Annotated in this window: 21 protein-coding genes; 15 read left to right on the forward strand and 6 right to left on the reverse strand. The window is 57.1% G+C overall.

All coding sequences use genetic code 11. The features are described from left to right. Window positions 1-3 precede the first annotated feature (3 nt). Both maiA and T8A63_RS14585 read left to right on the forward strand, forming a co-directional pair. Window positions 4-639, forward strand: coding sequence for a maleylacetoacetate isomerase (gene maiA / locus T8A63_RS14580; protein WP_322344216.1), 636 nt, complete (start codon window positions 4-6; stop codon window positions 637-639). A 264-nt stretch (window positions 640-903) separates the two neighbouring features. Then, window positions 904-1773: a bifunctional allantoicase/(S)-ureidoglycine aminohydrolase gene (locus tag T8A63_RS14585; protein ID WP_120350349.1), complete on the forward strand. Its 870-nt coding sequence runs from the start codon at window positions 904-906 to the stop codon at window positions 1771-1773. On the opposite strand, the gene bhcR is transcribed toward T8A63_RS14585, so the two are convergent. Continuing rightward, complete coding sequence (gene bhcR, locus T8A63_RS14590; protein WP_322344217.1) at window positions 1754-2602, reverse strand: HTH-type transcriptional regulator BhcR; 849 nt, start codon at window positions 2600-2602, stop codon at window positions 1754-1756. The genes T8A63_RS14585 and bhcR overlap by 20 nt on opposite strands. Window positions 2603-2771: 169 nt before the next feature. Between bhcR and bhcA the strand changes: the two genes are divergently transcribed. The 6 genes from bhcA (at window position 2772) to T8A63_RS14620 (ending at window position 8845) form a co-directional block, all read left to right on the forward strand. Further along, the gene (bhcA, locus tag T8A63_RS14595; RefSeq protein ID WP_260011620.1) at window positions 2772-3962 is read left to right on the forward strand and encodes an L-aspartate--glyoxylate aminotransferase BhcA; all 1191 of its coding nucleotides are present in this window, start codon (window positions 2772-2774) and stop codon (window positions 3960-3962) included. Further along, complete coding sequence (gene bhcB / locus T8A63_RS14600; protein WP_322344218.1) at window positions 3962-4933, forward strand: beta-hydroxyaspartate dehydratase BhcB; 972 nt, start codon at window positions 3962-3964, stop codon at window positions 4931-4933. The genes bhcA and bhcB overlap by 1 nt, the downstream gene beginning before the upstream one ends. 36 nt (window positions 4934-4969) lie before the next feature. Beyond that, window positions 4970-6133: a 3-hydroxy-D-aspartate aldolase BhcC gene (bhcC, locus tag T8A63_RS14605; protein ID WP_322344219.1), complete on the forward strand. Its 1164-nt coding sequence runs from the start codon at window positions 4970-4972 to the stop codon at window positions 6131-6133. Window positions 6134-6302: 169 nt separating this feature from the next. Further along, window positions 6303-7268 carry an iminosuccinate reductase BhcD gene (gene bhcD / locus T8A63_RS14610; RefSeq protein ID WP_120350345.1) on the forward strand — a complete coding sequence of 322 codons (966 nt, stop codon included), beginning with the start codon at window positions 6303-6305 and terminating at the stop codon, window positions 7266-7268. Between the two features lie 66 nt (window positions 7269-7334). Further along, complete coding sequence (locus tag T8A63_RS14615) at window positions 7335-7841, forward strand: AmiS/UreI family transporter (RefSeq protein ID WP_322344220.1); 507 nt, start codon at window positions 7335-7337, stop codon at window positions 7839-7841. Between the two features lie 2 nt (window positions 7842-7843). Then, window positions 7844-8845, forward strand: a complete 1002-nt coding sequence (locus tag T8A63_RS14620) for a type I glyceraldehyde-3-phosphate dehydrogenase (protein ID WP_322344221.1) — start codon at window positions 7844-7846, stop codon at window positions 8843-8845. Window positions 8846-9211: 366 nt separating this feature from the next. On the opposite strand, the gene T8A63_RS14625 is transcribed toward T8A63_RS14620, so the two are convergent. Genes T8A63_RS14625 through puuE form a run of 3 tightly spaced genes read right to left on the reverse strand, consistent with a single transcriptional unit; the run spans window position 9212 to window position 12586 of the window. Then, window positions 9212-10636: a uracil-xanthine permease family protein gene (locus T8A63_RS14625; protein WP_300056600.1), complete on the reverse strand. Its 1425-nt coding sequence runs from the start codon at window positions 10634-10636 to the stop codon at window positions 9212-9214. Window positions 10637-10691: 55 nt separating this feature from the next. After that, on the reverse strand, window positions 10692-11177 hold the full coding sequence (locus T8A63_RS14630) for an ureidoglycolate lyase (protein WP_322344222.1): 486 nt from the start codon (window positions 11175-11177) through the stop codon (window positions 10692-10694). Further along, a complete protein-coding gene (gene puuE, locus T8A63_RS14635) occupies window positions 11174-12586 on the reverse strand; it encodes an allantoinase PuuE (RefSeq protein ID WP_322344223.1) in 1413 nt (470 codons plus the stop codon). The genes T8A63_RS14630 and puuE overlap by 4 nt, the downstream gene beginning before the upstream one ends. Before the next feature lie 150 nt (window positions 12587-12736). On the opposite strand from puuE, the gene uraH reads away from it, so the two are divergent. Continuing rightward, a complete protein-coding gene (gene uraH, locus T8A63_RS14640; RefSeq protein WP_067628535.1) occupies window positions 12737-13090 on the forward strand; it encodes a hydroxyisourate hydrolase in 354 nt (117 codons plus the stop codon). A gap of 24 nt (window positions 13091-13114) precedes the next feature. On the opposite strand, the gene T8A63_RS14645 is transcribed toward uraH, so the two are convergent. Next, complete coding sequence (locus T8A63_RS14645; RefSeq protein ID WP_322345740.1) at window positions 13115-14014, reverse strand: LysR family transcriptional regulator; 900 nt, start codon at window positions 14012-14014, stop codon at window positions 13115-13117. Between the two features lie 100 nt (window positions 14015-14114). On the opposite strand from T8A63_RS14645, the gene T8A63_RS14650 reads away from it, so the two are divergent. Further along, window positions 14115-15347 carry a urate hydroxylase PuuD gene (locus tag T8A63_RS14650; RefSeq protein WP_322344224.1) on the forward strand — a complete coding sequence of 411 codons (1233 nt, stop codon included), beginning with the start codon at window positions 14115-14117 and terminating at the stop codon, window positions 15345-15347. Between the two features lie 144 nt (window positions 15348-15491). Here T8A63_RS14650 and T8A63_RS14655 read toward each other — a convergent pair whose 3' ends face one another. After that, a complete protein-coding gene (locus tag T8A63_RS14655) occupies window positions 15492-16394 on the reverse strand; it encodes a LysR family transcriptional regulator (RefSeq protein ID WP_067941315.1) in 903 nt (300 codons plus the stop codon). Between the two features lie 157 nt (window positions 16395-16551). On the opposite strand from T8A63_RS14655, the gene xdhA reads away from it, so the two are divergent. Genes xdhA through guaD form a run of 5 tightly spaced genes read left to right on the forward strand, consistent with a single transcriptional unit; the run spans window position 16552 to window position 24282 of the window. Then, window positions 16552-18015, forward strand: a complete 1464-nt coding sequence (gene xdhA / locus T8A63_RS14660) for a xanthine dehydrogenase small subunit (protein ID WP_322344225.1) — start codon at window positions 16552-16554, stop codon at window positions 18013-18015. 17 nt (window positions 18016-18032) lie between these two features. Further along, window positions 18033-20351 carry a xanthine dehydrogenase molybdopterin binding subunit gene (gene xdhB / locus T8A63_RS14665; protein WP_322344226.1) on the forward strand — a complete coding sequence of 773 codons (2319 nt, stop codon included), beginning with the start codon at window positions 18033-18035 and terminating at the stop codon, window positions 20349-20351. 3 nt (window positions 20352-20354) lie between these two features. Further along, window positions 20355-21236 (forward strand): xanthine dehydrogenase accessory protein XdhC, encoded by an 882-nt coding sequence (xdhC, locus tag T8A63_RS14670; protein WP_322344227.1) that lies wholly within the window; start codon window positions 20355-20357, stop codon window positions 21234-21236. Between the two features lie 41 nt (window positions 21237-21277). Further along, the gene (locus T8A63_RS14675) at window positions 21278-22879 is read left to right on the forward strand and encodes a xanthine/uracil/vitamin C permease (RefSeq protein ID WP_322344228.1); all 1602 of its coding nucleotides are present in this window, start codon (window positions 21278-21280) and stop codon (window positions 22877-22879) included. 59 nt (window positions 22880-22938) lie between these two features. Then, window positions 22939-24282 (forward strand): guanine deaminase, encoded by a 1344-nt coding sequence (gene guaD / locus T8A63_RS14680; RefSeq protein ID WP_322344229.1) that lies wholly within the window; start codon window positions 22939-22941, stop codon window positions 24280-24282. Window positions 24283-24351 lie beyond the last annotated feature (69 nt).

Raw genomic sequence — 24351 nt, forward strand, 5'->3', positions numbered from 1 at the left:
GCGATGCTTACGCTTTATTCCTACTGGCGCTCGACCACATCCTACCGCGTGCGGATAGCGCTGAATCTCAAGGGTCTCCCCTATCGGATAGTCCCGGTGGACCTCGTGGCCGGGGACCAACGCAGCCCAGACTATGCAGCCAAGAACCCCATCAAGGGGGTGCCAACCTTGCTTCTTGAAGACGGGCGGGCGTTGACCCAATCGCTGGCAATCATGGCCTATCTAAACGAGATCGCGCCAGACCCTGCCCTTTTGCCCGAGCCTGCGTTTGAGCGGGCTCAGGTACTGGCCGCCGCACAGGTGATCGCGACGGACATTCATCCGATCAACAACCTCAAGGTGGTCAGCCACCTGAAAACCCATCACGGACTGACCGCGGATGATGGAACAGCATGGATGCGCCATTGGATGACTGAAGGGCTGCACGCCTATCAAGCGCTGCTGCCGGACGGCCCGAAATTCAGCTTTGCCGATCACCCGCTGCTTTGCGACCTTTGCCTTATCCCGCAGCTTTACAACGCCCACCGGTGGGGCGTTGAGATGACACCCTTCGCGCGGCTGCTTGAGATCGAAAAGGAGGCCCTGCGCCTCCCGGCCTTTGACGCCGCACGCCCCGAAAATCAGCCGGACGCCAATTGAAGGGCAGCTCATGCCTTCATGGGCTGAAAGCGGCAATACCGCCGGGACTGATGCTGCGTGTCTCAATGGACGTCCGGGGCGACACCTCGAACGCCTCTGGCGATCTTGAAAACAGGCGGGCATCTAACCTGAAGCAATCGACATTGGCCCTATCACGCCTATTTTCAAATCTCACCGAATAGAGTTGTCGTCACTTTGCTGGTGGTCGCCCCCTAGCCGCATCGAATACTCTCGCATAAACAGTCTTTTTCTTCCGGAGCATCCATGAGCACCAAATATTTCGCGCCACACGGGGGACATCCCGGGCAAGAGCAGCTTCTCACTGATCGCGCAGTTTTCAAGGATGCCTATGCGGTCATCCCAAAAGGTACGATGCGGGATATCGTCACCAGCTTTTTGCCCTTTTGGGAGGATACGCGCCTGTGGGTCATCGCGCGCCCGATGAGCGGCTTCGCCGAGACATTTTCGCAATACATCATGGAGGTACAGCCCGGAGGCGGTTCTGAAAAGGCTGAATTGGACCCGGAAGCCGAGGGCGTATTATTCGTTGTGGAGGGCGCGGCCACTTTGCGTGTCGGGGGCGAGACTTACGAGCTGAGCCCGGGCGGTTACGCATACCTGCCCCCGTCGAGCGCCTGGACCCTGCGAAACGAAGGCGATGAAGTCTTGCGCTTCCATTGGGTGCGCAAGGCATATGAGGCCGTCGAAGGGTTGGATATGCCCGATGTGTTGGTCCTGAACGAAAACGACATCGAACCGACGCCCATGCCGGGCACAGATGGCAAATGGTCGACGACCCGCTTTGTCGACCCATCCGACCTGCGCCACGACATGCATGTCACGATTGTGACATTCGAACCGGGCGGCGTCATTCCCTTTCTTGAGACACATGTGATGGAGCACGGGCTCTATGTGTTGGAGGGCAAAGCCGTTTACAATCTAAACAATGATTGGGTCGAGGTCGAGGCTGGCGATTACATGTGGCTCCGCGCTTTTTGCCCCCAGGCATGCTATGCGGGTGGCCCGGGGCGGTTCCGGTACCTGCTTTACAAGGACGTAAATCGCCATATGGCGCTCCGTCCCGGCGCCGCGTCATACCCTCAACATCAGCGCCTCAAGGCTGCGGCCGAGTAACGCTGCCCCCGATTGCGAAGCTCAATTGGTGAGCCGCCTTGATGACGGGGCGGCTCAATTCTTCGACCTCGGACGCGCCGACCCTGCTTGTTGGCCCGGATATCGAGATTCCCGCGACAGCTTCGCCATTCATGTCGAATACCGGCGCCGCGATACAGCGCATGCCTTCGTTCCTCTCTTCATTATCAACTGAAAAGCCGCTTTCCCGAATGGCTTCGAGATTCTGGCGCAGGGCCGTCGGATCGATGATCGTATGTGCGGTAAACCGCGTCATCTGCCCCTTCGAGAGTAGTTTGTCCAAACGCTCAGGATCCATATATGCGAGCAACGCCTTGCCAATGCCGGATGCATGCATCGGAGAAAGGCTGCCGGGCGGGAAAAAGGCGCGGATGTTCGCATGTGTCTCCACTTGGCTCAGAAACAGGACCGCCTCTTCTTTTCCGACGCCGATATTAGCTGTTTCACCGGTCGTTTCCATCAGCTTTCGCATGATGGGTCGCGCTCGATCGACAAGACTTGTGCGCCGAAGGAAACGCGCGCCGATCACAAACGCGCGCGGACCAATGTACCAAACCTGCTCTTCGTGATCGAATTCGACCAGCCCCCTGCCCTCAAGGGTTACAAGGATACGGTAGACGGTCGCTGGCGATTGGCGCATCTCATCTGCCAACTTAGAGAGCGGCTTGCCCTGCGCTTCGCTGAGATACTCGAACACCTCCATGGCCCGGTCGAGCGATTTGATCGTGTTCTGCGCGGTCTTGTCCGTCCAGCCACGGGGCCTTCCGCGTGCTTTCCGACCAGTTCCTGAACCATTGTCTCGAGATTCCATAAGAACCCTTCGTTTCTATGTGAAAGACGAAATCACCATGTGAAAAATATAACGCACTGACAACACTCATCTTTACGCATTAACCCAAAAACTGAAACCCTATTTCAAAAAAATATCGGTTCGCCCTGGTCCGGTCTATTGTGAAGCCAACAACGGAAGGAGACCGTCCATGAGCTTTCAAAATCCCGTTTTCATCCCGGGCCCGACCAACATTCCCGAGAGCCTGCGCAAGGCTTGCGACATGCCTACGATCGACCACCGGTCACCGCTGTTTGGGCAAATTCTACATCCCGCTCGCGCAAGTGTTCGTAAGATCCTCAAAAGCGACAACGCAGAAATCTTCATTTTTCCGTCCACCGGCACGGGGGGGTGGGAAACTGCGCTGACCAACACGCTCTCATCGGGTGACAAAGTGCTTGCTGCACGCAACGGTATGTTCAGCCATCGTTGGATCGATATGTGCCAGCGTCATGGTCTTGCTGTGCAGACAGTCGAAACCGCATGGGGCGCAGGGATCCCAGCGGATCGCTACGAAGAGATCCTGACCGCTGACAAAAGCCATGAGATCAAGGCCGTTCTCGCCACGCATAATGAAACAGCCACCGGCGTGAAATCAGACATTGCGGCCGTGCGCCGTGCGCTGGACGCATCGGGCCATCCAGCGATGCTGCTGGTCGATGGTGTTTCGTCAATTGCCTCAATGGATTTCCGTTTCGACGAATGGGGCGTGGATGTTGCCGTGACCGGGTCACAGAAAGGCTTCATGCTGCCCGCTGGCCTCGCCATCGTTGGCTTCTCACCCAAGGCGATGGAGGCCACCAAAACCGCCACTCTGCCCCGCACGTTTTTCGACGTACACGACATGGCCAAAGGCTACGCAAACAACGCCTATCCCTATACGCCTGCTGTGGGACTGCTGAACGGTCTGAACCAAGCCTGCAACATGCTGCTGACCGAAGGTCTGGAGAACGTGTTTGCCCGGCACTTCCGGATTGCGGAGGGTGTGCGCGCGGCGGTGGGCGCTTGGGGCCTTGATCTTTGCGCCACGGACCCTTCGGTTTACTCTGACACTGTCAGCGCCATTCGGACGCCCGAAGACTTCAACGCCACCGATATCGTGACACATGCCGCCAACAAGTATGGCGTGGCCTTTGGCGTGGGGCTCGGTGAGGTCGCGGGCAAGGTCTTCCGGATTGGCCACCTCGGCAGCTTGACGGATGTCATGGCACTCTCTGGCATCGCGACCGCAGAAATGTGCATGGTCGATCTTGGATTGGACATCAAACTCGGCTCCGGGGTCGCGGCGGCCCAAGAATACTATCGCGGCCATACCGCAGCAGCGCAAAAAGACGCGGCGTAATGAAGGATTGCCAGATGTACATCCCGACGTACGAGGACATGTTAGACGCCCACGCACGGATCGGCCCCTATATTCGCCGCACGCCGATCCGCACCTCGGACTACCTCAACGAACTTGCCGGTTGCGAGCTGTTCTTCAAATGCGAGAACTTTCAAGAGCCGGGTGCCTTTAAGGTGAGGGGCGCCTCGAACGCGGTGTTCGGGCTTAGCGAGGAGCAGGCGGCCAAAGGCGTCGCAACACATTCCTCGGGCAATCATGCATCCTGCCTGTCTTATGCCGCTATGAAGCGCGGCATTCCATGCAACGTGGTGATGCCCCGCACAGCCCCTCAGGCAAAGAAGGATACGGTGCGCCGTTTTGGCGGTGTCATTACCGAATGCGAGCCGTCGACCAGTTCCCGTGAGGCGACCTTTGCCGAGGTGCAAGCTGCGACAGGGGGCGATTTCGTACACCCCTACAACGATCCCCGAGTGATCGCCGGACAGGGCACATGTTCGAAAGAATTCATTGAGCAGACGGATGGTCTTGATGCTGTGGTGGCGCCAATTGGGGGCGGTGGCATGATATCGGGCACCTGCCTCACCCTCGCGACCCTCGCGCCCGAAACTCATATCATCGCGGCCGAGCCTGAACAGGCAGACGACGCTTACCGCAGCTTCAAGGCGGGCCATATTATCGCCGACGATGCCCCCAAGACCATTGCCGACGGGCTTCTGGTCCCGCTCAAGGACCTGACTTGGCATTTCGTCTCAAACCACGTGTCCGAAATCTACACGGCGTCAGAGCAAGAGATCATTGAGGCGATGAAGCTGACCTGGAAGCATCTGCGCGTGGTCATGGAGCCATCCTCTGCTGTGCCGCTCGCGACAGTTCTCAAGAACCCCGAAGCCTTTAGGGGCAAGCGCGTCGGCCTGATCATCACGGGGGGCAATGTCGATCTCGACAAGCTGCCGTGGCTGAACGCCGCCTGATCTCAAATATCGACTGAAAAACGAAGGAGCACGGACATGAAAGATATGACCAATCTCGACGAATTCGAAGTGGGCTACGATATCCCGGCAAAACCGGGCATGGACGAGGCCGACGTCCAAACCCCGAGCCTTGTGCTTGATCTTGATGCGCTGGAGCGTAATATCAAGAAGATGGGCGACTACGCCAAGGAACATGGCATGCGCCACCGGACCCACGGCAAGATGCACAAGTCGGTCGATGTCCAAAGGCTTCAAGAAAAGCTCGGCGGTGCATGCGGTGTCTGCTGCCAAAAAGTCTCAGAGGCCGAGGTCTTTGCGCGGGGCGGCATCAAAGATATCCTCGTCTCGAACCAAGTGCGCGATCCCGCCAAAATCGACCGCCTCGCCCGTCTCCCCAAGCTTGGCGCCCGCACGATCTGTTGCGTTGACGACCTTGCCAATGTGGCTGATCTGTCATCGGCGGCGCAAAAACATGGCACTGAAATCGAATGTCTTGTCGAAATCGATTGTGGCGCGGGGCGCTGCGGTGTGACCACCACGCCTGACGTGGTGGCGATTGCCAAGGCCATCGACGGTGCCGAGGGGCTTAAGTTTTCCGGCCTGCAAGCCTATCAAGGCGCAATGCAGCACCTCGACAGCTATGACGAACGCAAGGAGAAGATCGATATCGCCGTAGCGATGGTCAAAGACGCGGTCGATACGTTGAAGGCCGAAGGTTTGGACTGTGACATCGTCGGCGGTGGCGGCACTGGCTCCTACTATTTCGAGTCCAACTCGGGTGTGTATAACGAACTGCAGTGCGGCTCCTATGCCTTCATGGACGCGGACTATGGGCGCATCCTCGACAAAGACGGCAAACGCATCGACCAAGGGGAATGGGAGAACGCCTTTTTCATCCTCACAAGCGTGATGAGCCATGCAAAGGCGGACAAGGCGATCGTCGACGCTGGCCTCAAGGCTCAGTCTGTTGATAGCGGCCTGCCAGTGATCTACGGGCGCGATGATGTCGAATATATCAAGTGTTCGGACGAGCATGGGGTCGTGATGGACCCAAACGGCGCGTTGAAGGTCAACGACAAGCTGAAGCTGGTTCCGGGTCACTGCGATCCGACCGCCAACGTCCATGATTGGTATGTCGGTGTTCGCAACGGCAAGGTTGAGTGCCTCTGGCCAGTTTCGGCACGCGGTCACGCCTACTGATCTAGCGATGTAAGACAACTGCCCCATGTGTCTGCTTCCGGCGGGCACATGGGCGAACTGATTTGAAGCGTGTCAGAATACTCTTTTCCACCGCAACCTGCGACGCGACGTTCTCAAGCCATTGGCGAACCTCTCGGAGTCTTCTGAAACGAAATATTTGGAGAGAAACATGCTGATCGTACCTGAACGTGAGATCGCCAACCTAATGACTCGCGAGGCAGCTTTTGATGCTATCGAGAAAGTCTTTGCCGCAATGGCCTCCGGTGATGCCTACAACTTCCCTGTCGTACGCGAAGCGATTGGGCACGAAGATGCGCTTTACGGGTTCAAAGGCGGATTTGATCGCGCCGGGTTGAGCTTGGGATTGAAGGCCGGTGGATACTGGCCGAACAATCTTGAAAAACGCAACCTTATCAACCACCAGTCCACCGTATTCCTGTTTGACCCTGACACCGGCAAGGTCAAAGCGATGGTCGGGGGCAACTTGCTGACCGCGTTGCGTACGGCGGCGGCTTCGTCGGTTTCAATCAAACACTTGGCACGTGAAAACGCGACCGTCATCGGCATGGTAGGCGCAGGCCACCAAGCCACCTTCCAGCTACGGGCCGCATTGGAGCAGCGGAAGTTCGAGAAGGTGATCGGCTGGAACTACCACCCAGAGATGCTGCCCAATATCGAGAAAGTCGCGCATGAGGCGGGGGTTCCCTTTGAAGCCGTCGATCTGCCCGGCATGACCGAAGCCGACGTCATCATCTCGATCACCTCCGCCTTTTCACCGTCGTTGATGGCCGATCACGTCAGCCCCGGAACCCATATCGCCTGTATGGGCACCGACACCAAAGGCAAACAGGAGGTCGAAGCGGCCTTGCTGGCACGCGCCTCCGTGTTCACCGATGAGGTCGCCCAGTCCGTGAGCATCGGCGAGGCGCAACATGCCATTGCTGAAGGGCTTATCAAGGACACGGATGTTGCCCAGCTTGGCGCGGTCATCAATGGGACCAATCCGGGCCGCACGTCGGATCATCAAATCACACTGTTCGACGGGACCGGCGTGGGCCTTCAGGACCTCGCGGTGGCGGCCAAAGTCGTTGATTTGGCCGTTGAACAGGGCGTCGCAATCGACGTGGACTTCTAAGCCAAGACGCATTGAACTGGCCCAGAAACCTAAAGACTTTCTTTCAGCGCACAAACGGTAGGTTTCATGTTTTTGCCAATATCCCTGCTGTTTGTGGGGGCAGTTCTTGTGTTGAATGGTCTTTGGATGTCTGGGCGCATCTCGGATCGAGAGATTGTTGTCATCAACTTTGCCACAGCGGCAATTACCGCCACAGTCGCCGCTGTGTCACTCGTGCGCGCCACGACCGGGGATGAAGTCCGTTCTGTTGCCCTGACGCTGCTGTTCAGCGCGACCTACCTTTGGGTGGCGGTTAACCGGTTGAATGGCGCCGATGGCCGCGGTTTGGGATGGTTCAGCCTGTTTGTCTCTCTTTCCGTGTTGCCTCAGGCCTTTTTAGCCCTCGCCTCTGCGGCGAAATTCATTGATATCTGGCTGGGCATTTGCTGGCTTACTTGGTCGGGTCTTTGGTTCATGTATTTCGCCACTTTGACGATGAAGAAACCGGTTCAAGACCAAACAGCAGTTGCCACACTCCTAAGCGGCGTGCTGACTGCCTGGCTGCCCGCCCTTTTCCTGATGTACGGAGCTTGAACGTGACCCGCCAGCTAAGTGTCTTTATCAACGGTTTTGGGCGCATCGGCAGGACTTTGCTGCGCCAGATTTTACAAAATGAAAGCCAGTCCGCCGTCAAAGTCGTTGGCATCAACGATATCGCGCCACTCGAAACTTGCGCGTACCTGCTGCGCTACGACAGTGTTTTCGGCCCTTTGCCTCTCCCAGTAGAAACGGGGGATCGCCAGATGATAATTGGCGGTCGCCCCATCCCCTTTACCTGCGAACCGGACCTGCGCGCTTTGGATTTACGCGGTGTGGATGTTGTTTTGGAATGCACCGGGAAAGTCAGGGATAGAGATTTTGCAGAAGCAGGCATCGACGCTGGGGCGTCGAACATTCTAATCTCCGGCCCGTCCGAGGTCGCCGACAAGACGGTAGTCTTGGGCGCCAATGAACAAGAACTTGGCGATGCGCGGATCGTCTCCAATGCGTCTTGTACGACCAATGCGATCGCCCCCCTCCTCCGCACGATTGATCTAGGGCTCGGAATTTCCAGAGCACATATCACGACCATTCATTGCTACACCGGGAGCCAACCGACTGTTGACCAGCCCGGTGCCAGTCTTGAAAGAAGCCGTGCTGCTGCTGTCTCAATGGTTCCGACAACAACCAGCGCGCTTAATCAGATCTTTAACGTATTGCCAGAATTTCACGGACGCCTCAGTGTCAGCGCCGTCCGGGTTCCCTGCATCTCAGTATCCGCAATCGACGCGACGCTGCAAATCTTGGAAAAGCCCGAAGGTTCTTTTGTCGAGTTCTTGCGCGAAGCCTTTGCAGACTCGACCCTCATTGGCTTGACAGAAGACCCCTGTGTTTCGACCGATTTTCGGAGCCGCCCTGAATCTCTGGTGATCGCCCTTCCCGAAACGCAATCGATCGAACAGCGCCAGCTGCGCGTCTTTGGGTGGTACGACAACGAATGGGGCTTCTCTGCGCGCATGCTTGAAATGGCGGAACGTCTCGCGGCGAGAAGCCGGTGATCTGCCGGGAATGACGCACCTCTGAAAGGTTGAAGATATATTTCAGATGAGGGCCGCCTCTGTGAGCGATGTCTGAACCTTGGGCAAACCAGCGCTGGCGAGCTGCACGTTGGTACAGGTGCAGCTATCGTTGCGGCCTTTGGACGTGACATCGCCTAGTGTTTTGAAACCCCCATGTATCCTTTATCGGTTTGAGCCGTCCCCTTTAACGCTGCTTTCCGCTAGGCTGGCCAAGTCCCGAGATAAACCCGGCGATCCCGGCACGTACTTCTTCCAGCCCTAGCAGTTACCCACGAAAAAAATGCGGCGCAGAGACCTGCGCCGCTTTTCCTATTCCGCAGCAATCATCTCACCGCGAAAGCGACATCAGACGCGGTCACTCTGCGCGAGTGATCCGCTCCCCTGTCCTGCCATACCGCCAGAGACTTCCTCGGTGGCTTCACCCGAAAGCTCCTCGGGCAGCACAAGGTTAAGAACGATGGCGATGAGGGCCGCGGGCAGAATGCCCGAAGTCCCTAGGACTTTCAGCGTGCCCGGCAGATACTGAAGCGCATCCGGCTCAAGCTGCAGGCCCAGACCAAGCGACAGCGCGATGGCAAAAATTACCATGTTGCGACGGTTCCAGTTCACATCGGACAGCATCGAGATACCAGCCGCGACCACCATGCCGAACATCACGATGACACCACCGCCCAGCACTTCGATCGGGATCGAAGAGATCACCGCACCGATTTTGGGAACAAGACCGCATATGATCAGAAAAATCGCCCCGATTGTAACGACCATCCGGCTCATCACACCCGTCATGGCGATGAGACCTACGTTCTGACTGAACGACGTATTGGGCAGCGCGCCGAACATGCCCGAGATGGCCGTGCCGATCCCATCTGCATAGGTCGCCCCTTGGATTTCGCGGTCGCTCGCCTCACGGCCTGCGCCCCCTTTGGTGATCCCGGAAACATCGCCAACAGTTTCGATGGCCGAGACGAAAGACATGGCACAAAAGCCGATAACCGCGGCGGCCGAGAATTCGATGCCAAAGTGTAGCGGGTTCGGCAGCGCAAAGCTTGCCGCTTGACCTACGTTGCCAAGATTGACCTGACCAAGCGCAAAGGCGACGACATAGCCAACCAAAAGGCCGATCAGAACGGCCGACACAGAAAGCATGCCGCGGGTAAAGAACTTCAGGCCAAGGGTCACCAAAATCACGGTACCTGCCATGAACCAGTTGAGCCCGGAGCCGTATTCTTCGGTGCCGATTGCAGGCACACCCCCTGCCGCATATTGAACACCGACCTTGACCAGAGCCAGGCCAATCATGGTCACGACCAAGCCAGTGACCAACGGCGGCAGTGCAAAACGAAGTCTCCCGATGAATAGCCCTAGAAAGGCGTGGAACAGGCCACCGGCGACGATACCCCCCATCAGGACCGCAATCGCGTCCACGCCCTTCCCGGCGACAAGCGGGATCATAATTGGAATAAAGGCAAACGATGTGCCCTGCACGATCGGCAAGCGCGCGCCAATCGGACCTACGCCGACCGACTGAAACAGCGTCGCGACCCCGGCAAAGAACATGGACATCTGTATCATGTAGATCATTTGCGGGAAATCAGGGCTGTTTGAGCCAAAGCCGAAACCTGCAGCGCCGCACACGATGATCGCCGGAGTGACGTTCGATACGAACATCGCCAGCACGTGCTGGATCCCCAGCGGCACCGCTTTTGTGAGCGGCGGGGTGTAATTTGGATCGCGGAGTTGGTCCGGCGTTCCGATGGATGCATCAGACATTATAATTGTCCCTCCCTATGGATGCGTGAGCCGGCGTTTTTTTTTGCCGAGTTATTTATTGTCGCTCGATGATGAATGGCTCATCGAACCAATGTTCCTCCAGATTTGGCCCCTCGCCGACGCGGTCGACAACCATGAAAAGCCCCGGATCGGACAGCGGACACAAAACCCCGTGCCAGACGTTGCGCCCGATGTTCACGCCCTGCCCCGGCCCAGCAATAAAGGCCCGGGGCGCAACCGGAGCACCGTCTTTATCTTCGGCTAGCACGACCAGATATTCGCCTTCCTGCATCGGCAGAAAAGCTTGGCTGCCCAAAGGATGACGCTCCATCATTTCCATTTTGAAAGGCAGGGAGAACGATGTGGATTGAAAGACGCTGACCCCTACGCGACCATCAACGTCGAGGGTCGCCCGATCATGAAAACGTCCGCAACGCCCTTGGTTTATGAGCTTGTCGGGCGTGTCTGATGCATCGATCAGTTCTGCTAGCCCCGCAATGGCATCGCAATTAATTGTGGTTGCCGTCAAAACGGTGTTCATGATGCAAACCTCTCAATCAGGCGCAGTTCTGCAATGCGCTCAACCTGTCGGCAGGCTTCGGAGAACTCGGTATCGCGGTTATTTTTGATACGGCGGTGAAACGCTTCGAGAATGCTCGATTTGGTGTTGTCCTTCACGGCGATGATGAAAGGAAAGCCGTGCCGCTCAACGTATTCAGCGTTGAGGTTCTGGAAGGTCTCCCGTTCTTCGTCGGTCAGCAAATCCAGTCCGGCACCCGCCTGTTCGGCAGTGCTTTCCTTTGTGAGGCGCCCGGCTGCCGCCAGTTTTCCCGCCAAATCAGGGTGGGCGGTCAGCACACCCAGCCGCTGTTCTTCGGATGCGCTACGGAACACACGCGCCAGCGCGTTGTGAATGCCTGCTGCATTGTCATGGGTCGCACCAAGCTCAAGATCAAAGGCACCCTCGGCAATCCAAGGGCTGTGTTCGAACATGCCACCAAATTCCGCGACAAAAGTTTCCCTGTCCATTTCAGATGGCGCGGTCCCCTCGGCAGGCGGGTGCAGGCTTGCCCAGTGATCGGCGATCTGTTCCCGTGTGGCGAACCAGACCCCGTCGTGTTTCGCGAAATGTTCCAAGGCGCGTTTCAATGCCATTGCGCGCCCCGGACGCCCAATGAGACGACAGTGCAAGCCGATCGAAAGCATCTTGGGCGCACCTTCGGCCCCCTCGGCATAGAGCATGTCAAAGCTATCCTTGAGATAGCTCTCAAACTGATCACCGTTCGTGTATCCCGCTTGAATCGCAAAGCGCATGTCATTGCAGTCCATCGTGTAAGGCACGATCAACTGGTCCTTACCGCCAGCCCGCACCCAGTAGGGCAAATCATCAGCATAGCTGTCGGCGATATAGGCGAAATCGCCCTCCTCGGCGGCAAGGTCCACAGTGTTCATGGAGCAGCGTCCGGTGTACCAGCCGCGCGGGGCCTCCCCCACCACTTCGGTATGAAGGCGGATTGCCTCACGGATCTGGGCGCGCTCTTCCTGCGGCTCCATATCCTTGTATTCGATCCATTTCAGACCATGGCTGGCAATCTCCCAGCCCGCCTCCTTCATCGCCTTGAGCTGCTGGGGCGCCCGCATAAGAGCGGTTGCTACACCATAAACAGTGATTGGCGTGTTTTTGAGCAGTTTGTGAACACGCCAGAACCCGGCGCGGCTGCCGTATTCATAGATCGATTCCATGTTCCAATGGCGTTGACCCTGCCAAGGAGCGGCCCCGGTGATTTCCGATAGGAACGCTTCAGACGCAGCATCACCGTGGAGAATATTGTTTTCCCCACCTTCTTCATAGTTCAGCACGATCTGAACGGCGATTTTTGCGCCATTCGGCCATTGCGCCGCTGGTACAGCGCCACCATAGCCGGTCATATCTCTTGGGTAACGTTTCACGCAAATATTCCTTTTCTTCTAAAACCCAACCTAAACAGGAAAAATGGATCTGTTTTTCAAAAAAAATTTAAAGGAGCCTTCTGTTAGTGGAGATTTGTCACTTAAAGGCATTCAGCCTAGAAACAGACAGCGTTTCAGGAGAAGTTAAAAATGGCCGGCTATCTTACAACTCATGTCCTCGACACCGCCCTTGGGTGCCCCGCCGAAGGGCTGAAAATTGAATTGTTTCGCATCAGCGGTGTTGAACGGCATCTGTTGAAAACGCTTACGACGAACAACGACGGGCGCACTGACGAACAAATCCTGCCTGAAGCAGAGTTCGAAGTGGGCGAATATGAACTGGTGTTCCACGCAGGCCCTTATCTGGATGCAAGCGGCACGCCGCCTGAAGACCCCCGGTTTCTAGGCGTCATACCGATCCGCTTTGGGATGTCCGAGCAATCGCACTACCACGTGCCCTTGTTGCTTTCTCCTTTCGGATACTCAACATATCGCGGAAGCTGAGGCTTCGGCCCACTCATTGCTTCGCTAGATTGTCGCGGCGATGCGATCAACCATGAACTCCATGAAAAGGCGCGTTTTCGGATCCTGTCTACGGCGATGCGTGAATAGGCACGCCATCTGGATCGGCTCGGGAGGCGTCTTTTCGGCGACAGGCACCAAAGCGCCGGTCCGCAAGTGTTCTGCAATTTCGAAAACCGGCTTCATTGCGACGCCATGTCCGGCAAGTGCCCAATCGGTGAGCACGTCCCCGTCATCTGACTCATAGCGCCCCGAGACACGAAATCGCTTGGGGCCGTCCGGTGTCGTTAGCCGCCATTGAAATTCGGTCGCCCCCGGGAAGCGAAGGCTCAGGCATTCATGCCCCTCCGCCAACAGCGCGCTTCCGCTGTCGGGCATGCCACGGCGCGCAATATAGTCCGGCGATGCGCAGAGCACCCGCTCCACGTCTGCGATTTTTCGGATGCGCAGATTGCTATCTTCGGGCTGCCCCAGAAAGAATGCCAAATCCAGACCCTCTGTGGTCAAGTCCACTTTCCGGTCGGACAAACGCAACCTCACGCTGACTTCGGGATAGTTCTTCAAGAAACCGGGGACTTGCGGGGCGATTAACCTACGACCGACACCTAAAGGCGCCGCAACATAGAGCGATCCTTTCAGGTTCTCGGTGATGTTGACGATCTGCGCCTCGGCGCTTTCGACGGCTTCGAGTATTTCAGTCGCGCCGCGGTAGAACGACTTGCCCTGCTCGGTCGGGGAAAGACTGCGTGTCGTCCGTTGAAAAAGCCTTACGCCAAGCCGTTCTTCTAATTGTGAAATCCGTGATGACGTAACAGCTGGAGATATCCGCAAATCCCGCCCCGCGGCAGACATGCTGCCCAGTTCATAGACGCGCACAAAAGTGCGGATGTTATCGAAGTAGGACATTATTCTGTCTTTTTTGATGCTGCTTGGTCCTTTACGGCGATACCAGAACAAACCTGTCTCGCCTAGGGTGTTAGAAAATTCGAATCTAAGGAGACCAGCCATGTACGATTTGGCAATTCTGTGGGACTGGATCGCGTTCAGCGTCCGCTGGCTACATGTGATCACTGCAATGGCGTGGATCGGTGCGTCATTCTATTTTATCGCGCTCGATCTAATGCTTAAACCAAACGACGCCCTGCCCGACGGCGCCTACGGCGAAGAATGGGAAGTACATGGCGGGGGTTTTTATCACACAGTCAAATATCTGGTCGCGCCCGCCCGGATGCCAGAGCACCTGACATGGCACAAATGGCAAAGCTACAGCACTTGGTTGTCAGGGGCGGCGCTCTTGATGATCATCTACTGGGTCGGCGGTGAATTGTTTCTGCTCGACCCCACCAAAGCCGATATTTCGCTGTTTCAGGGCATCCTGATCTCCGGCGGCTCCCTGACGATTGGCTGGTTGCTCTATGATGCGATGTGCAAATCCAAATTGGCCGATCACCCCACAGTTCTGATGCTGCTTTTGTTCGTAATCCTTGTGATCATGTCATGGGGATACAACCAAATTTTCACCGGCAGGGCGGCGTTGCTGCATCTCGGCGCTTTCACGGCGACGATCATGACCGCCAATGTGTTTTTCCAGATCATGCCCAACCAACGGGTCGTTGTCGAAGACCTTAAGGCCGGTCGCACACCTGACGCGAAATACGGCAAGATCGCCAAGGTGCGCTCGACCCACAACAACTACCTTACCTTGCCGGTGGTGTTCCTGATGCTGTCGAACCATTACCCGCTGGCGTTTGGAACGGAGTTCAGTTGGATCATTGCAAGCCTGATCTTTTTGACCGGTGTCACCATTCGCCACTACTTCAACACGATGCACAAAACCGGTTCCGGTCCGCATTGGACTTGGGCGGTGACCGTGTTGCTTATGGTTTTGATCGCGTGGCTTTCCACCATCAGAACGGGGGAGACATGGGAGGACGCAGAAGCCCGAGAACTGACGGCATATGAGCAGGCCTATGCCTCTGCTGAGGGGTTCGAGAGCGCTTACGATACCGTCATCGGCAATTGCTCTATGTGCCATGCCCGAGAACCAGTCTGGGGCAATATGCAGTGGGCGCCAAAGGGGGTCTACCTTGAGACCCCCGGCGACGTTGCGCGTCATGCGGACCAGATCTATCTCCAAGCGGGCGTGAGCCACGCCATGCCCCCGCCAAATGCCGTACAAATGGACGAAGAAGCGCGACGCAATATTGTCGCTTGGGTGCGCGAAGTGCGTAGCCAGTAACGTTCCGCATTCCGCTTTTATTTTAAAGATTTATCGGCACCGACAGCGCGCGTTCACTACTGCAATTGGCAAAAAACCTTTGGCGCGGCGGCAGGCACCCGGCCATCCGTCACACCAGAGTGCAACGCTGAACGGGCGTCGAACTCAGACGAAGAAGCGTTTGCTGTTTCGTGCGATGTGGTCAACGAACAGACGAACCTTTGGATCCTGAAGCTTTTTGTGGGGATACAGGCAGCCAAAAATGGTCGGCTTTGGCGGAGTGTGCGGTAATACCTCGACAAGTCGTCCCGACTTGAGGTGTTCACGCACATCAAAGCGCGGCTTGTTGATGATCCCACGCCCGGCCAGCGCCCAATCGGTCAGTACATCACCGTCATCAGCATCGAACCGACCGCGAACCTCCAGCTTTCGGGGGCCCATATCGGTCTGAAGTGTCCAATAATACTCTGGCGATCTTGGATACCGCAGCAAAAGGCAGTTGTGCGCCTGATCATGAAGATCGTCAGGCGTCATCGGCGTTCCACTACGCGAAAGATAATCCGGAGAGGCACATAAGACCCGATCGCAATCCGCGAACTTTCGCAGCTTCATCGTGGAATCACTTGGCTCCCCGATAAAGAAAGCGATATCGAGCCCGTCTGCCATGATGTCTACCCGTCGGTCGGACAGCCGCATCCTTATCTCAGTATCTGGATAGGTTTCAGAGAATTCCGGGACCAATGGCGCAACTATTCGACGCCCGACCCCAAGCGGTGCCGTGATCCGCAGGGCCCCTCGCGGGGCGTCGGAAAAGCTGGCGACCCGGGCCTCGGCGTTATCCAGCGCCTGCAAAATAGCATGGGCCTCATCGTAAAAAACGGTACCGACCTCTGTCGGGGTTATCGAGCGGGTCGTCCTGTTAAACAGGCGCACGCCGAGATGTTTCTCTAGCTCTTTCAAACGTTTGCTGGCAACTGCAGGCGTCAGCCTCAGGTCCCGCCCGCCCGCGGTGATACTTCCCAAGTCCATCACGCGAACGAAGACGCGCAAGCTTTCGATATAAGACATACGGCGCCCCTCCTTCCACATGAACATGCCCAAGGTCCGATGAATTTTCAACGTTCTGTTGAAAGTATTTAGCGTTTCAGGTGATTTTTTTACCTAAACAACTGTGTCTATCGTAGCGGCGACGATCACAGCCAGACTGGCGATTGGGAGGCACCCCTTGGACTATCAACGCGACATCCGTTTCATTCTCAACGGCACAGACGTGGCGCTGGACGACGTTTCAGCCAGCCAAACGCTTTTGGACTTTCTTCGGCTCGAACGCCGTCTGACCGGGTCAAAAGAAGGCTGCGCCGAAGGCGATTGCGGCGCCTGTACCGTACTGGTGGGCCGGCTTGGCAATGCCGGGCTGGTCTATGAGCCCATCAATGCCTGCATTCGGTTTCTGGCCTCGATCAACGGTTGTCATGTGGTCACGGTCGAGCATCTCTCCGGCCCGAAAGGTCGGCTGCACCCTGTTCAGGAAGCAATGATTGAACATCATGGAAGCCAATGTGGTTTCTGCACGCCCGGATTTGTAATGTCGCTTTATGCGCTCTGGATGCAGACGCCCGAACCAACATCGCAAGAGGTTGAAACGGCGCTACAAGGGAACCTGTGCCGCTGCACCGGCTATGAGCCCATCATCAAGGCAGCGGTGGCCGTGTCGCGCTATGGCACGCCATCTTCGGATCTTCTGAATGCCGAACGCGCGCAGATAACAACGCGACTGCAAGCGCTTCAGCACGGCAAGCGCATCGTCTCCGGACCCGAAGACGACCTGAGCATCATCCCGGCTGACGTGGATGATCTGGCCGATTGCCTCTTGAGCTACCCGAACACAACCATCGTGGCTGGGTCCACAGACGTCGGGCTTTGGGTGACAAAATTTCTGCGTAAAATCGGACCCGCGGTTTTCACCGGCCATCTGAATGCGCTGAAAACAGTTGAGTGTCAGGGAGGGCAGCTAAAAATCGGGGCTGGGGCCAGCTACACCGATTGTCAGGCCATTCTGTCAGAGCACCTGCCTCATCTTCTCCCCTATTGGAACCGTATCGCGGGATGGCAGGTGCGAAACATGGGCACGGTCGGGGGCAATATCGCCAACGGTTCTCCTATCGGTGATACCCCGCCCGTCCTGATCGCGCTTGGCGCAGAGATCACGCTCCGCCACGGTGCTGCCCGTCGAAACGTGCCTCTTGAAAGGTTCTTTATAGACTATGGCAAGCAGGACCGCGCACCGGCGGAATTTGTCGAGAGCATTCAGGTTCCCCTGCCCGGCCCCGATGATTTGAACGCCGCCTACAAAATCTCCAAACGGCGCGACGAAGATATCTCGTCGGTGGCCGTTGGCATTCATATGACGGTAACCGGAAACGTCATCAGCAATGCCCGCATTGCCTTTGGCGGCATGGCCGCGACACCCAAACGTGCAACGGCGGCAGAAGCTGCGCTGAATGGTCAGCACTGGACGCGCGAAAACTTCGAGGCCGCCGCAGCAGCGCTGGCCGAGGATTTCGAACCGCTTACGGACTGGCGCGCCTCCGCGGCGTATCGAAAGCTCTCTGCTCAGAATCTTCTGCGCCGTTTTTATCTGGAACAGGATGCGCAGAGCGCCGCGCCCGTTCAACTGATCAACGCTTAACGCAAGGAGACGCAAAAATGAAAGACAACGTTTCCATCACCGGCACCGCCCACAGCGACCGCATTCATGACAGCGCGTCAAAACACGTCACGGGCGCGGCAGACTACACCGACGACATTACGCTGCCCGAAGGCACGTTGCATGCCTATCTAGGTGTCTCGGATGTTGCTCATGCGACGCTTTTGGACATCGACTTTACCGATGTTCTGGCAACTCCAGGCGTGATCGGCATCCTAACCGCCGAGGATGTGCCAGGCGTCAACGACCTAAGCCCCACGGGACTGAATGATGAGCCGGTTTTCCCCACTGATTTGATTCAATTTCATGGCCAACCCCTGTTTGCGGTGATCGCAGAGACACGGGACATTGCGCGCCACGCCGCAGAAAAAGCCAAGATCAACTGTGATGTTTTACCCCATGCGCTTGATCCCATTCAGGCGCAACAGGCGGGATACCCACACGTCACCGCTCCGTTGAAACTCGAACGCGGCGATGTCGATGGGGCGTTGGAAACCGCCAGCAATCGGATCAAGGGCAGGATCGCTGTAGGCGGACAGGACCACATGTACCTCGAAGGGCATATCGCCTTGGCCATTCCCGGAGAAGACGATGATATCATCGTGCATTCCTCCACCCAGCACCCCTCCGAGGCGCAGCATATGGTGGCTCAAGTTCTCGGCGTGCCCTCGAATGCGGTTGTGGTGAACGTGCGCCGCATGGGCGGCGGGTTCGGCGGCAAGGAAAGCCAGATGAACCTGTTCTGCGCTGTTGCCGCTATGGCGGCGAAAAAGTGGAACCGCGCCGTGAAGATCCGCCCCGACCGGGACCAAGACATGACGGCTACGGGGAAACGCCACGATTTTGTAATCGATTACGATGTGTCTTTCGACGCAGCGGGACGCATCGAAGCGGTGAATGGCAGCTTTGCTGCACGGTGCGGTTTTTCATCCGACCTCTCGGGCCCCGTGACCGACCGTGCCCTCTTTCACGCCGATAACGCTTATTTTTACCCGAATGTGCGGCTTGAAAGCCATCCGATGAAGACCAACACAGTCTCCAACACGGCTTTTCGTGGCTTTGGCGGCCCGCAGGGTGTGGTGGCGGCTGAACGAATTATCGAAGAGATCGCCTATGCCACAGGCCAAGACCCACTGGACGTGCGCAAGGCGAACTTCTACGGCGGCGAAGGGCGAGACATCACGCCCTATCATCAGAAAGTCGAAGACAGCATTCTCGAACGGCTTGTCGAGGAGTTGGAAACCACCTCTGACTACCGCCAGCGCCGCAAAGACATCATGGCCTTCAATGAGACCTCGCCGGTGCTCAAAAAGGGGATTGCCCTGACCCCGGTCAAGTTCGGAATCTCATTCACGGCGACGTGGTACAATCAGGCCGGGGCATTGGTGCATGTCTATAACGACGGCTCGATCCACCTGAACCACGGCGGCACAGAGATGGGTCAGGGGTTGAATACCAAGGTGGCACAGATTGTCGCCGAGGCGTTTCAGGTCGATTTTGAGCAGATCAAGATTACCAAGACCACCACTGAGAAAGTGCCGAACACGTCAGCGACTGCCGCCTCCAGCGGAACCGACCTGAACGGCATGGCCGCGCTCAACGCGGTAGAACAGATCAAGGCGCGGCTCGTCGAATTTGCGACAACAACTTGGGATGTTCCTGCAGAAGAGGTGAGTTTCCACGCAAATAAAGTGTTCATCGGCAAAGAAATCCTGACTTTTGATGCATTTATCAAACAGGCCTATCTCGCCCGCGTGCAGCTTTCGGCGGCTGGATTCTACAAGACACCAAAGATCCACTGGGACCGCAGCAAAGGCCAAGGGCGCCCGTTCTATTACTATGCCTATGGCGCGGCATGCTCTGAGGTGACAATCGATACGCTGACGGGCGAATATCGTGTTGAGCGCACAGACATCCTGCATGACGTGGGCCGGTCCCTTAATCCGGCACTTGATCGGGGTCAGGTTGAGGGCGCCTTCATCCAAGGCATGGGCTGGCTCACAACCGAAGAGTTATGGTGGGACAATGCCGGACGACTGCGGACCCATGCGCCCTCTACATATAAAATTCCCCTCGCTTCCGACCGCCCCCGCATATTCAACGTGAACCTCGCCGACTGGTCGGAGAACCGCGAACTGACCGTGAAGCGCTCCAAGGCGGTAGGAGAGCCGCCCTTCATGCTTGGCATTTCGGTGTTCGAAGCGCTGTCGATGGCCGTCGCTTCAGTGGCCAACTACCGCGCGTGTCCGCGTCTTGATGCGCCGGCCACGCCGGAACGGGTGTTGCTGGCTGTGGCACGGTTGCAGGCCGAGGGGTGAACCATGTCGAATAACGCCGTTTCTTTGGATGAATTTCTTGCGGCACATGCATCGGTCATTCGCGTCGCACTGACCCGCGTGCGTGGCTCCTCCCCCCGGAACGAGGGAACTGAGATGTTTGCCTCTGCCCAAGGGCTTTGGGGAACGATAGGCGGTGGCCAGCTGGAATTTCTGGCCATCCAAGCAGCGCGGGACATGCTGCAGAGCGGAGATTTGGTGCGAGAGTTGGACGTGCCGCTTGGCCCTGAGATCGGCCAATGCTGCGGGGGAAGGGTCGAAATCCGCCTGACGCGGATGCGGTCATCAGACAAGCGCGCCGCAGCGGACCGGGCTCTTGAGACAAAAGCCGCCCTGCCTCATGTCTATGTCATGGGGGCCGGTCATGTCGGGCGGGCCTTGGCCGACCTGTTTCAACATTTGCCCGTCAGATGCACCCTGATTGACACCCGTACCGAGGAGATCGCCCTCAACACGGCAGCGGTAGAGACCCGTATCAGCGCGCTGCCAGAAGCCGATATCTGGAGCGCGCCAGCGGGCAGTGCTTTTATCGTTCTGACCCATGATCATGCGTTAGACTTTCTGCTGACCTCCGCCGCGTTGGAACGGGGTGATGCCTTGTACGTCGGTATGATCGGCTCGGCGACCAAGCGCGCGAAATTTAAAAACTGGGCGCGCATGCACTGCGACGGCCAAACAATCGAACAATTGAATTGCCCTATTGGGGCATGCGGTAGCCGCGACAAGCGGCCCAGCGTCATTGCAGCCTTCGTGGTTGCCGAGGTGATCGCTGAATTGACCACTGAAACTGCCGCAACCGCCCCGATCGGGGCAATAGAAGCGCCCCTGGGGCGCGCATATCTGGGCCGAACGGGGAGACTGGCCTGACTGGCCAGAGGCGTTCCGCCCTATCAGTGGAGGAGACCGTCATGGACGGGAGGACTTATAACTACAAGCTGTTTGCACGCAGCGATTTTAACGCTTTTTGGGCGTTATTTACCGACAACCTTGTGAACCTGCTGATCCTGACTGGCGTTTGCCAGTTCGTGTTTCAGATGCCACCCGAGATCGTTTTTGGCCGCATCGTACCCGGCGCGGCCATCGCCATTTTGGCCGGTGTTGCGGTCTATACCTTTATGGCCAAATGGGCAGCCAACAAACAGGGCAAAGACGTCACGGCCCTGCCCTACGGCATCTCGACACCCGTGATGTTCGTCTATCTATTCGGGGTCATTGGGCCAATCTACTGGGCCACGAACGACCCGTTGCTGGCATGGCAGGTCGGCATCGGGGCTGGCTTCATGGGCGGTGTCGTCGCTGCACTTGGGGCTATCGTCGGGCCGTGGTTGAAAGAGATCACGCCGCGCGCGGGCATGCTGGGCACCCTATGCGGCATCGCGCTTGTGTTTATCGGCTCGGTGCCCTTGGCACAGATTTTCGAAAGCCCGGTCATCGCCTTCACGTCGTTGTTGTTCATCCTATGGGGGCTGATCGGACGGTTTCGCCTTCCGGGCAACTTGCCTGCCGGTCTGGTGGCAATCGCTGCGGGTACAGTGATCGCCATTGTCTTGGGGGAGTCCAAAGTTGACGTGAGCGGAATCGGATTCTACCCGCCGGTTCCCTACATCGGCGATCTACTTGCCGGCATTCAGTACCTGTTCGCGAACCCTGAACTGTTCCTCGTGCTGATCCCGGTGCAGATCTACAACTTCATCGAAACCATGAACAACGTGGAATCTGCGGAAGCGGCAGGCGACCACTATCCAGTCGGTCTGTGTCAGGTTACCGATGGGGCGGGCACGATGCTGGGCGCACTCTTTGGATCGCCCTTTCCGACGACTGTCTACATCGGCCATCCCGCCTACAAACGGCTTGACGCACATGCGGGCTATATCATTGGTGTTGCTGTCGTCATCGCCGCTGCCGCATTTGTCGGGCTCTTGTCGTTCCTTGCAGGTCTGATCCCGGTTGCCGCGGCCGCACCGGTCTTGGTCTTCGTATCCGTCAGCCTGATCACCAATACGGCATGGGCGGTAAAGCCGATGCATATGGCCGCCGTGTCCTTCGCCATCCTGCCGCATATCTCGGCCTTCTTGGTGACCAAATGGGGTTCGTTGATGAATGCCCTGCGCAGTTCCGGCGTTGAGGGTCTGCCATCTTTAGGAGACGAAGCACTCACCGCCGCGCTTTTGATGGAAGGCGCACATTACGAAGGCCATCTGGCGCTTAGTCAGGGGGCGATTATCACCGGACTTATCTGGGGTGCGATCGTTGCTGACATCATTGACGGCCGCTTCAAAATGGCAGGCGGTTTTGCAATCGCAGCGTCTTTGATGTCGTCGGTTGGGATCATTCATTCCTACAAGCTGCAACTGCCGCAGCTGGACCCGATCACCATAGGCTACTTGATCGTCGGCGCCTTCATGTACCTATATCCGTTGGTCGCACCGAAAGAGGACCTAGAGCACCGCATTGTTGTGCCCGATGAGCCAGACTTCATGGACGAAGATATGCCCGCCCATCAGGCGTAACCAAACGATGGGCGGCAGGTCGCCGCCCCTCTAAACTCTTCCCTAGATTTGAGAAACCTATGACCCAAAAACTGCTTCGCGGTCGCCTGTTGACCTTTCACCGCGCGCCGCAAGATGGCTCTGATACCCAAGCCTACACCTATCTTGAAGATGCCGGTTTGTTGATCAGCGATGGCATCATTCAAGACAGTGGTCCCTTCGACAGTATACTGGCCAAAGCCCCCGATGCGCCAATCACGGATCACCGCCCTCATTTGATGATGGCAGGCTTCATCGACACCCATATTCACTTTCCCCAGGTGCAGGTGATCGCCTCATGGGGTTCGCAACTGCTGGACTGGCTCAACAATTACACTTTCCCGGAAGAAACGCGCTTTGCCTGCGAAGACCACAGTCACCGCATGGCACAGGCGTTTTTTGATCAGTTGGTTGCGCATGGCACGACCAGCGCCGCCGCATATTGTTCGGTTCACAAGACCTCGGCGGATGCTTTTTTCTCAGAAGCGACGCGGCGCAATATGCGGATGCTGGGCGGTAAGGTTTTGATGGATCGCAATGCGCCAGCCGATCTTCTCGACACGCCGCAGAAAGGGTATGATGAAACAAAGGCGTTGATCTCCGAATGGCACGGCAAAGGCCGGAACGGCTATGTCATAACGCCCCGGTTCGGCATCACGTCATCGCCAGAGCAGATGGAAACGGCGATGGCGCTCGGTGCGGAGCATCCTGATTGCCACATCCAGACGCATTTGTCCGAAAACAAAGAAGAAATCGCCTTGACCAGAGAGCTCTATCCGCAGGCGCGTGATTATTTGGATGTGTACCAGTCCTACGGCCTATTGCGGGACAACACACTGTTAGGGCACGCCATTCATCTCGAACCTAGAGAGGTTGACGCGCTGGCGGAAACCGGCGCGCACCCCGTGTTCTGCCCCACCTCGAACCTTTTTCTCGGCAGCGGTCTGTTTGATCATCGCAACTTAACTGCGCGTGGCGTTCAAAGCGGGATTGCGACGGACGTAGGCGCAGGCACAAGTTATTCGATGCTCCAAACTCTGAAGGAGGGCTATAAAATTCTGCAGCTACAGGGGCAATCTATGCATCCGCTCCAAGCTTTCGATTGGGCGACACGAGGCAACGCCAATGTTCTGGGTCTGGAGGACAAAATCGGTACGTTGGCATCGGGAACAGAGGCAGACGTTGTGATTTTGAACTCATCTGCCACAAGCGCGATGGCCCTGCGCATGGAGCGCGCTGAGAGCCTCGCGGAGGAGTTGTTCGTGCTGCAAATCATGGGGGACGACCGCGCTGTCGAAGAAGTCTACGTGAGTGGCGTTGCTCAAAAAGCTTGCCAAGACCGGCCTGCAGGGGTGGTCCGCTTCAGTGGGGGGATTACCGCCTAGCGCCTCGCGCAGGTTCTGCCGATTGATCGCGATTTACCGCAGCCTGCCCTTATGTTTGGCGAAGGGCTC

Origin of the sequence: Sulfitobacter sp. OXR-159 (assembly GCF_034377145.1) — a bacterium.
Lineage (GTDB): Bacteria > Pseudomonadota > Alphaproteobacteria > Rhodobacterales > Rhodobacteraceae > Sulfitobacter.

What these genes read in the sequence shown, in the direction of transcription:
- xdhB (WP_322344226.1), top strand. Translation starts at nt 18,033, where the DNA reads ATGAAAGACAACGTTTCCATCACCGGCACCGCCCACAGCGACCGCATT.
- T8A63_RS14585 (WP_120350349.1), top strand. Translation starts at nt 904, where the DNA reads ATGAGCACCAAATATTTCGCGCCACACGGGGGACATCCCGGGCAAGAG.
- bhcR (WP_322344217.1), bottom strand. Translation starts at nt 2,602, where the DNA reads ATGGAATCTCGAGACAATGGTTCAGGAACTGGTCGGAAAGCACGCGGA.
- T8A63_RS14645 (WP_322345740.1), bottom strand. Translation starts at nt 14,014, where the DNA reads ATGTCCTACTTCGATAACATCCGCACTTTTGTGCGCGTCTATGAACTG.
- xdhC (WP_322344227.1), top strand. Translation starts at nt 20,355, where the DNA reads ATGTCGAATAACGCCGTTTCTTTGGATGAATTTCTTGCGGCACATGCA.
- T8A63_RS14625 (WP_300056600.1), bottom strand. Translation starts at nt 10,636, where the DNA reads ATGTCTGATGCATCCATCGGAACGCCGGACCAACTCCGCGATCCAAAT.
- bhcB (WP_322344218.1), top strand. Translation starts at nt 3,962, where the DNA reads ATGAAGGATTGCCAGATGTACATCCCGACGTACGAGGACATGTTAGAC.
- T8A63_RS14675 (WP_322344228.1), top strand. Translation starts at nt 21,278, where the DNA reads ATGGACGGGAGGACTTATAACTACAAGCTGTTTGCACGCAGCGATTTT.
- maiA (WP_322344216.1), top strand. Translation starts at nt 4, where the DNA reads ATGCTTACGCTTTATTCCTACTGGCGCTCGACCACATCCTACCGCGTG.
- guaD (WP_322344229.1), top strand. Translation starts at nt 22,939, where the DNA reads ATGACCCAAAAACTGCTTCGCGGTCGCCTGTTGACCTTTCACCGCGCG.
- bhcD (WP_120350345.1), top strand. Translation starts at nt 6,303, where the DNA reads ATGCTGATCGTACCTGAACGTGAGATCGCCAACCTAATGACTCGCGAG.
- uraH (WP_067628535.1), top strand. Translation starts at nt 12,737, where the DNA reads ATGGCCGGCTATCTTACAACTCATGTCCTCGACACCGCCCTTGGGTGC.
- T8A63_RS14615 (WP_322344220.1), top strand. Translation starts at nt 7,335, where the DNA reads ATGTTTTTGCCAATATCCCTGCTGTTTGTGGGGGCAGTTCTTGTGTTG.
- T8A63_RS14630 (WP_322344222.1), bottom strand. Translation starts at nt 11,177, where the DNA reads ATGAACACCGTTTTGACGGCAACCACAATTAATTGCGATGCCATTGCG.
- bhcC (WP_322344219.1), top strand. Translation starts at nt 4,970, where the DNA reads ATGAAAGATATGACCAATCTCGACGAATTCGAAGTGGGCTACGATATC.
- bhcA (WP_260011620.1), top strand. Translation starts at nt 2,772, where the DNA reads ATGAGCTTTCAAAATCCCGTTTTCATCCCGGGCCCGACCAACATTCCC.
- T8A63_RS14655 (WP_067941315.1), bottom strand. Translation starts at nt 16,394, where the DNA reads ATGTCTTATATCGAAAGCTTGCGCGTCTTCGTTCGCGTGATGGACTTG.
- T8A63_RS14650 (WP_322344224.1), top strand. Translation starts at nt 14,115, where the DNA reads ATGTACGATTTGGCAATTCTGTGGGACTGGATCGCGTTCAGCGTCCGC.